General features: G+C 60.1%; 12 protein-coding genes. 8 read left to right on the top strand and 4 right to left on the bottom strand.

Annotation, left to right across the window (positions count from 1 at the left end; genetic code table 11):
* Positions 1–158 precede the first annotated feature (158 nt).
* The 3 genes from ACR0E2_RS04645 (at position 159) to ACR0E2_RS04635 (ending at position 4,660) form a co-directional block, all read left to right on the top strand.
* The gene (locus ACR0E2_RS04645) at positions 159–1,241 is read left to right on the top strand and encodes a TRAP transporter substrate-binding protein (protein WP_117868673.1); all 1,083 of its coding nucleotides are present in this window, start codon (positions 159–161) and stop codon (positions 1,239–1,241) included.
* Between the two features lie 120 nt (positions 1,242–1,361).
* Positions 1,362–2,288 carry a TRAP transporter small permease subunit gene (locus ACR0E2_RS04640; protein WP_171228130.1) on the top strand — a complete coding sequence of 309 codons (927 nt, stop codon included), beginning with the start codon at positions 1,362–1,364 and terminating at the stop codon, positions 2,286–2,288.
* A gap of 17 nt (positions 2,289–2,305) precedes the next feature.
* Positions 2,306–4,660, top strand: a complete 2,355-nt coding sequence (locus ACR0E2_RS04635) for a TRAP transporter large permease (RefSeq protein WP_171228131.1) — start codon at positions 2,306–2,308, stop codon at positions 4,658–4,660.
* A 132-nt stretch (positions 4,661–4,792) separates the two neighbouring features.
* Here ACR0E2_RS04635 and ACR0E2_RS04630 read toward each other — a convergent pair whose 3' ends face one another.
* The 4 genes from ACR0E2_RS04630 to ACR0E2_RS04615 all read right to left on the bottom strand — a co-directional run bounded on the left by ACR0E2_RS04630 (position 4,793) and on the right by ACR0E2_RS04615 (position 7,010).
* A complete protein-coding gene (locus ACR0E2_RS04630) occupies positions 4,793–5,182 on the bottom strand; it encodes a VOC family protein (RefSeq protein ID WP_171228132.1) in 390 nt (129 codons plus the stop codon).
* A 7-nt stretch (positions 5,183–5,189) separates the two neighbouring features.
* On the bottom strand, positions 5,190–6,014 hold the full coding sequence (locus ACR0E2_RS04625) for an arginyltransferase (RefSeq protein WP_171228133.1): 825 nt from the start codon (positions 6,012–6,014) through the stop codon (positions 5,190–5,192).
* A gap of 75 nt (positions 6,015–6,089) precedes the next feature.
* A complete protein-coding gene (locus ACR0E2_RS04620) occupies positions 6,090–6,521 on the bottom strand; it encodes an RDD family protein (RefSeq protein WP_171115477.1) in 432 nt (143 codons plus the stop codon).
* A gap of 66 nt (positions 6,522–6,587) precedes the next feature.
* A complete protein-coding gene (locus ACR0E2_RS04615; protein ID WP_224852868.1) occupies positions 6,588–7,010 on the bottom strand; it encodes a DUF2852 domain-containing protein in 423 nt (140 codons plus the stop codon).
* A 148-nt stretch (positions 7,011–7,158) separates the two neighbouring features.
* Between ACR0E2_RS04615 and ACR0E2_RS04610 the strand changes: the two genes are divergently transcribed.
* Genes ACR0E2_RS04610 through ACR0E2_RS04590 form a run of 5 tightly spaced genes read left to right on the top strand, consistent with a single transcriptional unit; the run spans position 7,159 to position 12,423 of the window.
* Positions 7,159–7,542 carry a DUF4440 domain-containing protein gene (locus tag ACR0E2_RS04610; protein ID WP_480445396.1) on the top strand — a complete coding sequence of 128 codons (384 nt, stop codon included), beginning with the start codon at positions 7,159–7,161 and terminating at the stop codon, positions 7,540–7,542.
* 49 nt (positions 7,543–7,591) lie between these two features.
* Positions 7,592–10,387: a [protein-PII] uridylyltransferase family protein gene (locus tag ACR0E2_RS04605; RefSeq protein WP_480445395.1), complete on the top strand. Its 2,796-nt coding sequence runs from the start codon at positions 7,592–7,594 to the stop codon at positions 10,385–10,387.
* Complete coding sequence (locus ACR0E2_RS04600) at positions 10,371–10,643, top strand: hypothetical protein (protein WP_480445393.1); 273 nt, start codon at positions 10,371–10,373, stop codon at positions 10,641–10,643. Before ACR0E2_RS04605 ends, ACR0E2_RS04600 begins: the two co-directional genes overlap by 17 nt.
* Before the next feature lie 38 nt (positions 10,644–10,681).
* Positions 10,682–11,884, top strand: coding sequence for an RSP_2647 family RNA methyltransferase (locus tag ACR0E2_RS04595; protein WP_480445391.1), 1,203 nt, complete (start codon positions 10,682–10,684; stop codon positions 11,882–11,884).
* Complete coding sequence (locus tag ACR0E2_RS04590; protein WP_480445390.1) at positions 11,881–12,423, top strand: RSP_2648 family PIN domain-containing protein; 543 nt, start codon at positions 11,881–11,883, stop codon at positions 12,421–12,423. Before ACR0E2_RS04595 ends, ACR0E2_RS04590 begins: the two co-directional genes overlap by 4 nt.
* Positions 12,424–12,452 lie beyond the last annotated feature (29 nt).

Raw genomic sequence — 12,452 nt, 5'->3', positions numbered from 1 at the left:
GCTTTGCGGTCTGATTTCTTGCCGGAAATCGCAAAGAATCCGATTCTCTACGCAGTAGTAGGTATTCCCTTTCAGTTCGGTCACATTAGGCTGACGCGCACTGAATGCGACAGGTCCGGTTCTGCCGGGCCGTGACTATGAAGGGGAGGAACACTCATATGGATCGTCGTTCATTTCTGAAAAAATCCGCGCTGGGCGGTTCGGCAGCTGCAGCGACAGCATTGGCGGCACCGGCTTATGCTCAGGGCCAGCGAACCCTGACCATGGTGACCTCGTGGGGTCGTGGTCTGGCGGGCGTGTTTGACAGCGCGCAGCGTTGTGCCGACAGCATCAACGCCATGTCGGATGGCAGCTTGAATGTTGAAATCAAGGCGGCAGGCGAACTGGTTGGTGCCTTCGAAGTATTTGACGCGGTGTCGTCGGGTCAGGCGGACATGTATCATGCCGCTGACTATTACTTTGTGGGTCAGCACCCGGGTTATGCGTTCTTCACGGCCGTTCCTTTCGGCATGACTGCACAGGAACTGGTGAACTGGTACTATCATGACGGCGGTATGGAGCTGCATGACGAGCTGGGCGAAATCTTTGGCCTGAAGTCCTTCCTGGCCGGCAACACCGGTGCGCAGGCGGGTGGCTGGTACTCGAAAGAGATCAACAGCCCCGAAGACTTCAACGGTCTGAAGTTCCGTATGCCGGGTCTGGGCGGCAAGGCGCTGGGTAAACTGGGCGCATCCGTACAGAACATTCCGGGGTCGGAAGTGTATCAGGCGCTGTCGTCCGGCGCGATCGACGGTACCGAGTGGATCGGTCCATGGGCCGACGAAAAGGCCGGCTTCCAGGAAATCACCAAGACCTACTACACTGCGGGCTTCCACGAGCCGGGCGCAGGTCTGTCGCTGGCAACCAACCGCGACGTGTTCAATGAACTGACCCCGGCACAGCAGAAGATCATCGAGATCGCTGCTGCCGAAGCGCACCAGTGGAACCTGGCACAGTTCCTGGCCAACAACGGCGCAGCGCTGCAGCGCCTGCAGGCGGGCGGCGTCAAGGTTCTGGAATTCCCGGACAGTGTCTGGGACGCGTTTGGTCAGGCCAGCCAGGAAGTTCTGGACGAGAACATGGGCGATGAGCTGTTCAAGAAGATCCACGACAGCGCGATGACGTCGATGGCAGCATCGTCTGCTTGGAACAACCTGTCATCGGGTGTTTACACCGCTCAGCGCGACCGTGTTCGCGGCTAAGCCATTCTGATCCAAGAAAAACCGGTTCCCCCGCGTCGCGGGGGAGCCTTTCCCGTTGCGCTAAGGGGTTTGGGCAAGCAACAATAATCCCATGCACAACTGAGACGACCTGGGGACAACATGCAGGACGAAAACGGTATCTCGTTCTTCGGCGCCCTGTGGAATGGACTGGTCTGGTTCATTCAGAACATTGCCGAAGCCTTCTATAATTTCGGATACGCCATCACGCATCCGCAACTCTGGCTGGACTGGTCCGACAAGGCGTCGATCATGCGCTTTGTCTATTACGGCGGTTCGGTCGAGTTCTTCTTTGTGGTGTTCACGTTCTTTCTGGTTCTGACGGCCATCGGGCTGTACTACCGGAACTTCATGTGGGCCATCGTGCGGGGCCTTGAGGGGTTCGCCAATACCACCGGGCGCTTCTTTGCCTGGGCGGGTCTTTTGATGGTGATCCAGCAGATCGTGATCGTTTTCATGCAGCGGGTCTTTACCAGACCCGATATGTCTTTTGGTTTGGGTATCCCTTTCCAGATGGATATCAGTTGGTTCGCGGAAGAACTGAAGCTGTATAATGCGATGGTCGTGTGCCTGTGCTGTACCTACACATTCGTGCAGGGTGGGCATGTGCGCGTTGACCTCATCTATGCCGGCATCAGCCACCGTGCCAAACGGGTGGTTGATATGTGCGGTGCGGTTTTGTTCATGATGCCCATGGCGGTGCTGACCTGGATGTATGGCTGGTACTTCATGTGGCGGCACCTGATCGTGCCGAAGCCTTCGGCCAGTGACACGCTGGACCGGCTGGTGGCCAAGTCCCGCGCCCTGCGCTGGAACGTGGAAACCATCGGGTTCAGCCCAAACGGGTTCAACGGATACTTCCTGTTCAAGATCTTGCTGGTGGCTTTTGCCGCGATGGTGTTCTTGCACGCAATCGCATTCCTGTACCGCTCGTATCTTGAGTATGTGGAAGGGCCGGAAAGCACTGGAAAATACCTCGACAAGGACAGCCTTGGTGAGGGCGAAGAAGCCTATGAAGGCGCGCATTAAGGACGGAGACCAAGACAATGCTATTCGGACTTGATGGCGTCGAGATAGGCCTCATTATCGTATTCTTCTGCCTCTTTGGGGGCATCCTTTCCGGCTTCCCGGTGGCCTTTGCCATCGGTGGCGCCGGGGTGATTTCCTTCGGGATCATCGCCGCACTGGACAGCGCCGGGTTGTTGGTCCACCAGGCAATCGACACAGGCTCACAAGCCTATCGGGATCTGGTGAATTCCGGGGTCAAAGCGGATGTCATTTCCGTGTTCCGATACCCGGAGTTACCGAGGATCGCCGAGCCGGTTTTTGTGCAAGGTTGGGAAACCGCGCTGGACCGCAACGTGTCGTTCATCGTCAATCGCATGAACGAACGTGTTCTGGCCGGTCAGTCCATCGAAACATTGCTGGCCGTGCTGATGTTCGTTCTGATGGGTATCACGCTGGAACGCTCGAAAATCGCGAACGACCTGCTGACGACGATGGCGCGCGTCTTTGGACCGCTGCCGGGTGGTCTGGCCGTGTCCATCGTGGTTGTGGGGGCATTTCTTGCGGCCTCTACCGGCATCGTTGGCGCGACCGTGGTGACCATGGGCCTGCTGGCGCTGCCAACCATGTTGCGGAACAACTACTCGCCAGAGCTTGCAACGGGTGTGATCGCGGCCTCGGGTACGCTGGGGCAGATTATTCCGCCCTCGATCGTGATCGTTCTGCTTGGCACATTGGCGGGCGATTTGTACTCGACAGCGCAGGAGACGCGGGCCGTTGAGGCGGGATGTACCGATGCGCTCACCTATTTGGGAGAGCCGGCAGTTGTCTCGGTCGGAACCTTGTTCCAGGCGGCTCTTTTGCCGGGGATCCTTCTGGCCCTGCTTTATGCGTTGTATGCGTTTGGTTATGCATTGCTGAATCCCCATAAGGCACCTGCTGTGGCGCTGTCAGGCGGGTCGGGTGAGCCGATCACCCGGTCCGAAGGTTTGACTTGGCTGCTGGGCGCACCGGTTGCGCTGATCGTCGGCACCGTGTTGCTGGGCAATGTCGGCCTGATCGGCAGCCAGAACATTTCGGTCTCGGCTTTCTCGGACATCGGACAGGGCGCATCGTTGCGTACCAACGTGTCGGAAGAATGCAAGGTATCGATGATCGATCTGCATGGTCAGGCCGCCTGGGATCAGGCCGTCGCCGAGCAGGAAGCCATTGACGCCGCTGGCGGTGCAGCTGAGTCTCAGCGCCTGACCGAAGAAGAACTGGCCGCCGCACAACAGGAAATGATTGCATCAGCCGCACCAATTGGCACGGGTGTCGCGATCACCGTCGTGCTGTTGGGCCTCACTCTGGTTCTGGGCCGTGGCATCGCCCCCTCGCGTGCGCCACAGCCGCTTATCGTTGGTGCGATTGGTCTGCTGCTTATGGTGTTGGTCGATATTTTGCTGATTTCGCCCACAACAACTTCAGGGGCGACGTTCCTGTTGCTCGCGTTGCCATTTGCGCTGGCTATGTATGGTTGCAAGGAAGCCGCAGCGCGATGTGCGACCAATGACCTGATCCGCGTGGTCTTCCCGCCACTGGTTCTGATCATCGCGGTTCTGGGATCGATTCTGGGTGGTGTGACCAACCCGACGCCGGCGGCTGCGCTGGGGGCGGGTGGCGCGATCATGCTGGCGGCCTATCGCAAGCTTCAGGATCAGGGGCGATCGGGCAAGGTGATCATCTGGTCGACCTTTGCCGTGATCATCGCCTTGCTGATGGGGGTCAACTTTGACCTGCGGGTCAATCAGGGCAATGTGACGTTGGAGACCTGGATCGCCTTCATCATCGCGTATGCAGCCTATCTGTATGCCTTGTTCGGGCTGCTGTTCGGGTGCTGGGTGCTGTATTCCAGCGGAGTTCTGACCCCGGTGGTGCGCGAGACGGCCAAGGTGACCTCGATGGTGTTTACCATCCTGATCGGATCCCAATTGCTGAACCTGGTGGTGATCTCGTTCGGAGGGGAGCACTATATCCAGCAATTCCTGAAGAGTTTTGACAACGAGTTCACGGTCTTCCTGATCGTGATGCTGGTGTTGTTCATTCTGGGCTTCGTGCTGGATTTCCTCGAGATCATCTACATCGTGATCCCCATTGTGGGGCCGGTGATCTATGGCGGGTCGTTCGACCCGAAATGGGTGACGATCATGGTGGCGGTGAACCTGCAAACATCCTTCCTGACACCGCCGTTCGGGTTCGCGTTGTTCTACTTGCGAGGGGTTGCGCCGAAGGAAGTGACGACGGGTCATATCTATCGCGGGATCATTCCGTTTGTTCTGATCCAGGTGGTAGGGATCGCAATTCTGTGGTTCTTCCCGGCGATTGTCACGATCGTACCGGACCTGATCCCGAACTGATCCGGATCATCAAAATGCAAAAGGGGGCCTGTGGGCCCCCTTTTTCTTGTTTGTTGCAGGGAAGGGGCCAGCCCCTTCTTGCCCTGCGGCCAATTCATCCCCGGGATATTTTCGGCCAGATGAAGAAGCGGATCAGGTGAATTGGATCAGATCCCAGCGGTTGCCAAAAGGATCGCGCCAGACGGCGACTGTGCCATAGGATTCGAAGCGGGGAGTTTCTTCGAAATGGACCCCGTTGGCACGCATCTGTGTGTAGTCGCGTTGGAAATCATCGGTTTGAAGGAAAAAGCCCACACGGCCGCCGGTCTGGTTGCCGATGGCGGCGCGTTGTTCAGGCCCGTCGGCTTTGGCCAGAAGAAGGCCGCCGCCGTCAGAACCCGGCGGTATGATCAGGACCCAGCGTTTTCCGCCCCCGAGATCGATGTCCTTCAAAAGCTGGAAGCCAAGTCTTTCCGTGTAAAACGCAAGTGCGTCATCGTAATCCGGCACCACTAGGGTGACGGCGTGCAGGTTCTGTTTCATCGGATGGTCAGCCCTTGGTGGGGTGGCGGTCGGGAAGCTGGATATTGGCCACTTGCTCGGCGATCGGCGCGGTGGACAGGGGGTGCCGTGAGGAAGAGCAGAAGGTATCCGGATCTTTGATCTTTTGCCATTCGCCCTGAACATAGGCCTCAAGCCCAGAGAATTTTGCCTTGTAGCCCATCTTGGGGCTGCCGGGGACCCAATAGCCCAGGTAGATAAAGGGCAGGCCGGCTTCGCGCGCGATCTCGATGTGGTCCAGGATCATATAGGTGCCCAGAGAATTCTGAGGCTGGTTCGGATCGTAGAAAGAGTAGACCATGCTCAGCCCATCATCGAGCACATCGGTCAGGCTGACAGCGATCAGGTCGCCGGTCTCAGGATCTGCATATTCCACCACCCGGCTTCGAATCGGGGTTTCCTCGATCATTGCCGCAAATTCGAACACGTCCATGTCGGCCATGCCGCCATCGGCGTGCCGGGTGTCAAGATAGCGGCGGAACAGCTCATACTGCTCGTCCGTGGCCCAGGGCGATGTGGCGCGGCGTTGCAGATATCCGTTGCGTTTCACCGCGCGTTTCTGGCTTTTTGTCGGGCGGAAAGCCGAGACGTCGATCCGGGCGGACAGGCAGGCCGCGCAATCTGTGCAGGAAGGGCGGTAGAGTACATTCTGCGACCGGCGAAACCCCTGCTGCGACAGGGAATTGTTCAACTGTTCCGCACCTTCGCCCTGGAGCGCGGTGAACAGCTTACGCTCCATCCTGCCATCGAGATAGGGGCAGGGTTGCGGGGCCGTGACATAGAATTGTGGCGCAATTGGCAGCGTGTGTCGCATGAAGTTCCCAGATAGCCTCGGGAGGGATGATAGCAACCGTTCCCGAGGCCGCCAAGTGTTTCGCGCAACCGCGTGTCAAGCCCGTCGATTGATCATGACCGTGCCCAGAAAACTGTCGGTCAGACCCTGGCCGCGGGCGCTGGTCAACATCATGATCACCGAGATGATCTGGATCACTGCAAACGCCATGCTGACGAAATAGCCGGCAGTGTGGGCGATGGCCTTGCCCATATCCATTCGTTCTCCGAATGCGTCGCGCAATTCGATTCCCATGAACCGCATGCCCAGAGTGGCCGAGCCGTTCGTGATGGTTACTACGCGATAGACAAAGCTGATCACGGCATAGATCACTGCCAGAAAAAACAGACCGAGGCCTGCGCTCAACAGGATCGCCACCGTGCAGAGCAGCGAGATGAAGGCGATATCAAACAACCAAGCGACAAAGCGTTTGCTTGTCACCGAGTTGTAGAATTCTGGTTGGGTATCCGGGTCAGGCAGGTGGTTCATTCGTCAGGTCCGAAAAAAATGGGTCAGGGTACCCTGACCCGGAATGCCGGGACAGGGCAAGGTCAATCAGGCGGGCTTGGCATTTCCGTCGTCTTCATGGTTCTCGCGGGCGCGTTCGTCCATGAACTCGTCGAACTCGGCCTTGTCCTTGGCATCGCGCAGGCGGCGCAGGAATGCCTCGAAGTCCTGCTGTTCGCGTTCAAGGCGGGCCAGTGTATCTGCCTTGTAGGCGTCAAATGCGCTGTTGCCGGATGGTTTCATCGCGCTCATGTGGCTGTGCCAGGATTTGCGGCGGTTGCAGGATTTGCTGAACATGCGTTTGCTCCAGATCATGTAAGCCAGAAGGGCCAGGCCAACCGGCCAGAAAAAGATGAAACCAAGGACCATGGCGGCGATCCAGGCCCCTTTGCCTTTGTCATCCAGCCAGGCCTCGATTCGATAAAGCCATCCCGGATTCGCGGGGACGGCGGGGTCGGACAATGCGGTCATTTGAGCTCTCCAGGGTTGATGTAAACTCTTTTCACATTGATTAGATGGGGTCGTGGGCGGGGGTTGCAAGGGGTCGATGTAAAAAAGATTTACATTCAGCAATTCGGTTGACGGTGAGCGCCATCAGCCGCAGGTTGCGGAAATGGATATGACAGAACAAAAAACGGCACCTGCGCTGAGTGAGATTCTGAATTTGGAAAAGCAGGTCTGGATGGCGCTGGTCGAGGGCAACGCAAGCGCGGACCGGGCCTTGCTGAGCGCGGATTTTCTTGGGGTCTATCCGACGGGATTTGCCAATCGTGACGATCATGTCGGCCAATTTGCAGATGCTCCGACGATGGCCGAGTTCGAATTGAGCGACGAGAGATTGCGAGTTCTGACACCGGATATCGTCTTGCTGTCCTACAAGGCCGATTACCTGCGCCCGGGTGCGACAACGCGCGAGGCGATGCTGATTTCTTCTTTGTGGGAACGCAGAAACGACGTTTGGGTCAACAGTTTCAGTCAGGACACGCCGGTTCAGAACACCTGATCAGAATGCCCCATTGACGATCACGCGCCGCGATGCGCAGTTTGCGCCCATGACAGACGTTTTAGCCATTTCAAGACTTCCGCGCGCTTTCGATCCGTCCCTGGGGGCCGAAGCGCGGGCCCTGATGCCTGATTTGCCGGCCGAGATGGCGGATTTGGTGGCGGGCACCGCCGGTTCCAGCCCCTATCTGAAAAGCCTGATCGAACAAGAGAAGGGCTGGCTGCCCGAGGCCCTGATGCACCCGGATCAGGCATTGGCCGACGTCATGGCTGCTGCGCGTGATCTGCCGCCGGATCAGTTGAAACCCGGATTGCGGCAGGCCAAGCGGCGAATGGCTCTGCTTACGGCGTTGGCCGATATTGCAGGTGCATGGCCATTGGAGAAGGTCACGGCGGCCCTGACCGATTTCGGTTCGCTGGCCGCGGATGTTGCCGCCAAGGCCGAGATCGCGACACTGATCCGGCGCAAGAAGCTGCCGGGCATGACCGAGGATGATGTCGAAACCGCAGCCGGCCTGGTCATACTGGCGATGGGCAAGATGGGCGCGCATGAGCTGAACTACAGCTCGGATATCGATCTGATCGTCCTGTTTGATGAGACGCGCTTTGACCCCGATGACTTTTACGAGGCCCGGCAGGGCATGGTTCGGGCCACGCGCAACTTCTGTGCGACGTTGAGCGAGAAGACGGCGGATGGCTATGTGTTCCGAACGGATCTGAGGCTGCGCCCCGACCCGGCCGTGACACCGGTTTGCATGGCGATGGAGGCCGCCGAGCGGTATTACGAAAGCCTCGGTCGTACGTGGGAGCGTGCGGCTTACATCAAGGCGCGGCCCTGCGCCGGGGATCTGGATGCGGGGCAGCGTTTCCTTGACGGCTTGCGCCCCTTTGTCTGGCGCCGCCATCTGGACTTTGCCGCCATCCAGGACGCCCATGACATGCGCCTGCGCATCCGGGAAAACAAAGGGACGGGCGGATCCTTGTCGATCCCCGGTCACGACATGAAACTGGGGCAGGGCGGTATTCGCGAGATCGAGTTTTTCACGCAAACCCGCCAGTTGATCGCGGGCGGGCGGGACGCTGACCTGCGGGTACGAGGCACGGTTCCCGGGCTGGCGGCGCTGGCGGCAAAAGGCTGGGTGCCACAGGATGTGGCGGACAAGCTGACTGATCATTACCGCGCGCACCGCGAAGTCGAACATCGCATCCAGATGATTCATGATGCCCAGACCCACAAGGTGCCGAACTCACCCGACGGGATCGAACGCGTCGCCTGCCTGATGGGTATCAGCAGTGCCGAGTTGACGCAGGACCTGAAAAACCGTCTGACCGAAGTGCATGAGCTGACCGAAGGGTTCTTTGCCCCCGGACCTGGTGCGGCGCCCGCCCATGTACAGGATGTGGAGTTCGACAAGAACGTTCTGGCCCGATGGACGACATATCCGGCCCTCAGGTCCCAGCGCGGCGCGCGGATTTTCGAACGTCTGCGCCCCGAGTTGCTGTCACGTCTGGCCAAAACCGCCAAGCCCGACGAAGCATTGTTGGCCTTGGACGGGTTCCTGGCGGGCCTGCCCGCCGGGGTGCAGCTGTTTTCGCTGTTCGAGGCGAATCCGCAACTGATCGACTTGCTGATCGATATCGTCGGAACCTCGCATGCTCTGGCTTCGCACCTGTCCCGCAACGCGTCGGTGTTTGATGCGGTGATCGGGGGCAGTTTCTTTGCGGATTGGCCCGGGCAAGAGGCGTTGCAAGCGGAATTGACGCAGGCTTTGTCGGAAGAAACGGATTATGAAACCCAGCTTGATCTTGCCCGGCGCTGGTGCAAGGAATGGCATTTCCGGGTCGGCGTGCATCACCTGCGCGGCCTGATCGACGGGGTTCGGGCAGGTCGGCAATATGCCGATCTTGCGCAGTCGGTCATCGCGGCCATCCTGCCGCATGTCACCGAAAATTTCGCCCGCAAACACGGCCCTGCACCGGGGCGCGGCGCTGCCGTGCTTGGGATGGGGTCGCTGGGGGCAGGCCGGATCAACTCGCAATCCGATCTAGACATGATCGTCATCTACGATCCTTTGGATCAGGACATGTCTGACGGTCCGCGCCCTCTGGCCACGCGCACGTATTATGCGCGTTTCACGCAGGCCCTGATCACGGCATTGTCCGCGCCGATGTCGCAAGGACGCTTGTATGAGGTCGATATGCGGTTGCGTCCCTCGGGCAATCAGGGGCCGGTCGCGACCAGTTGGGCCAGCTTTGTCAATTACCAGCGGAACGAAGCCTGGGTGTGGGAGCATCTGGCCCTGACCCGCGCGCATGTTGTTGCCGGGGATGCCGGACTGGCCGAGGAAATCGAAGCCTTCCGCACCGAGTTTCTGTCGCACCCGCGAGAGCAGGGGAATGTTCTGCGCGAAGTGGCCGAGATGCGGTCACGCCTGGCCGCGGCCAAGGCGCCCGCCGGCATCTGGGACGCCAAGAACGGCCCCGGCCGGCTGATGGATATCGAATTGATGGCCGAAACCGGTGCTTTGCTGGCAGGGTCCGCGCAGCGCGATGTCGCGTCGGGTCTGGATGGTGCCGTCGCAGCCGGGTTGCTGGATGTCGCGCAGGCGCAATCTCTGAAAGACTGCTATGACCTATTCTGGTCGGTGCAATGCGCCGCGCGGTTGCTGTCGGGCAAGACAATCGAAGCCGACAAGATCGGCGAAGGCGGTACTGCATTTTTGTGCCGCGCCACCGGGTTCGAACAGGTCGAGGCGTTGCAGGCGGCATTGCAGGAATGTTACACGACCGCGGCCGATCTGATCGGCGGCGTGATCAAGGGGGAAGAAGATGGCGCGCAGCAGTGATCCCAACGACCACAAAGGCCTGATCCGCGAAGCCTATCGAATCGACGGCATCACCCTGCCAGAGTGCCGCAGCATCTTTTTGGACTGGGCGCTGAGCCTTCCAGCGGATCGCGACCAGAACACGGCGCTGGCCGAGCTGCACGCGGGCTATGCCGCGCAGAACCCTGATCATCCGATGACACAGGTTCTGACCGAAGGCCTTCAGACGGCAAAGGCCCCAAAACGCCGCGGCGGTTGGCGATCCCGTAACCGCTAGGGCTTTCCCACCGGCGCGTTCAGGACTATGAGGGCGCCATGACCCAATCTGCCGACCGTCCCCGCATCCGCCTGAAACCCAAAGCCAATGCGCGCGGCCTGCGCCATGGCTTCCCCTGGGTCTACGCCAATGACATCGTCTCGGACCGCCGTACCAGAAAAATCCCCGCGGGCGCTCTGGCAGTGCTTGAAGATGACAAACGGGCGCCCGTCGCGCTGGTCGCGGTCAACCCCGCGTCCAAGATCATGTGCCGGGTGCTGGACCGTGACATCGACGCGCAGCTTGACGCGACATGGTTCGAGAACCGTTTGCAGCGCGCCCTCGATCTGCGGGAAAGCCTGTTTGACGCCCCGTATTATCGCCTGATCCATGCCGAAGCGGACGGCTTGCCCGGCGTCATCATCGACCGCTTTGGCGAGGCCTGCGTCATTCAGCCGAACGCGGCCTGGGCCGAGGCGCATCTGGATGTGCTGACCCAAGCTCTGGTCAAAGTCACTGGCGTGACCACGGTGCTGAAGAACGCCTCGGGCCGTACACGCGGGCTGGAGGGGTTGGACGACGTCAACCAGGTATTGCGCGGAACCGCGCCCGATGCGCCCCTTCCGGTGCCGATGAATGGCGCCACCTACATGGCGGATCTGACAGGCGGTCAGAAGACCGGGCTGTTTTACGACCAGCGCCCCAACCACGCCTTTGCCGCGCGCCTGGTTCATCCCGATGCGCAGGTGCTGGACGTGTTCAGTCATGTGGGCGGCTTCGGTCTGGCTATGCTTGCAGGCGGTGCGGGGCAGGCATTGTCCGTCGATGGCTCAGCCGCCGCGCTCGACCTCGCGAAACAAGGGGCCGAGGCGTCGGGCCTTGCTGAAAAGTTCCAGACCCGACAGGGCGACGCGTTCGAGGTTCTGACTCAATTGGGCGAAGAAGGCGCGCGATTTGACGTGGTGATCTGCGATCCGCCCGCGTTTGCGCCGTCGAGGCAAGCGCTGGATGCGGGGCTACGCGCCTATGAACGTATCGCACGACTGTCGGCACCTCTGGTCAAACCCGGTGGTTATCTGGGGCTGTGTTCGTGTTCGCACGCGGCTGACCTGAGCCGGTTCCGCGATGCGTCCTCCCGTGGGATCGGGCGTGCCGGGCGACAGGCGCAACTGATCCACACCGGGTTTGCGGGTCCGGATCACCCGCAACTGCCGCAACTGGCGGAAAGCGGCTACCTCAAAGCAGTGTTCTACCGCCTGTGAGGGCCGTTCTCGACACCTGCGTCATCTATCCCACGGTGATGCGCGAGATGCTGCTGGGCGCGGCCCGCCTTGGCCATTTCACTCCGATCTGGTCTGCCCGCATCCTCGAAGAATGGGCCCGCGCCGCGCACAAGCTGGGCCCGACGGGCGAGGCGCAAGCCCGCGCCGAAATTGCCCTGGCGCAAGCGCAGTGGCCACAGGCCGAACGCGCGCCGGTTCCGGGGCTGGAGCAGCGCCTCTGGCTGCCCGACTCAGCCGACATCCACGTTCTGGCGACGGCCATCACCGCCTCGGCTGACGTCATCGTCACCGTCAACGCCAAGGATTTCCCCAGAAATATCCTGGCAGAGGAGGGGCTCGACCGCCGAGATCCCGACGGCTTGCTGCATGGTCTCTGGCTATCGGACCCTGACGGCCTGGCAACCATCGCCGATCGCGTTCTGAGTGAAGCCATCCGCCTTTCCGGCCACCAATGGACCCTGCGGGCGCTGATGAAAAAGGCCCGCCTTCCGCGCTTTGGCAAGGCGCTCACCCAATAAACTGAATCCCCCTTCATCTGGCTAAAAAT

It is taken from the genome of Ruegeria sp. A4 (assembly GCF_056543025.1).
This window is presented reverse-complemented; position numbering and strand designations above follow the sequence as displayed.

Coding starts and splice junctions, on each gene's coding strand:
- ACR0E2_RS04645 (WP_117868673.1), top strand. CDS start 159: ATGGATCGTCGTTCATTTCTGAAAAAATCCGCGCTGGGCGGTTCGGCA.
- ACR0E2_RS04640 (WP_171228130.1), top strand. CDS start 1,362: ATGCAGGACGAAAACGGTATCTCGTTCTTCGGCGCCCTGTGGAATGGA.
- ACR0E2_RS04635 (WP_171228131.1), top strand. CDS start 2,306: ATGCTATTCGGACTTGATGGCGTCGAGATAGGCCTCATTATCGTATTC.
- ACR0E2_RS04630 (WP_171228132.1), bottom strand. CDS start 5,182: ATGAAACAGAACCTGCACGCCGTCACCCTAGTGGTGCCGGATTACGAT.
- ACR0E2_RS04625 (WP_171228133.1), bottom strand. CDS start 6,014: ATGCGACACACGCTGCCAATTGCGCCACAATTCTATGTCACGGCCCCG.
- ACR0E2_RS04620 (WP_171115477.1), bottom strand. CDS start 6,521: ATGAACCACCTGCCTGACCCGGATACCCAACCAGAATTCTACAACTCG.
- ACR0E2_RS04615 (WP_224852868.1), bottom strand. CDS start 7,010: ATGACCGCATTGTCCGACCCCGCCGTCCCCGCGAATCCGGGATGGCTT.
- ACR0E2_RS04610 (WP_480445396.1), top strand. CDS start 7,159: ATGACAGAACAAAAAACGGCACCTGCGCTGAGTGAGATTCTGAATTTG.
- ACR0E2_RS04605 (WP_480445395.1), top strand. CDS start 7,592: ATGACAGACGTTTTAGCCATTTCAAGACTTCCGCGCGCTTTCGATCCG.
- ACR0E2_RS04600 (WP_480445393.1), top strand. CDS start 10,371: ATGGCGCGCAGCAGTGATCCCAACGACCACAAAGGCCTGATCCGCGAA.
- ACR0E2_RS04595 (WP_480445391.1), top strand. CDS start 10,682: ATGACCCAATCTGCCGACCGTCCCCGCATCCGCCTGAAACCCAAAGCC.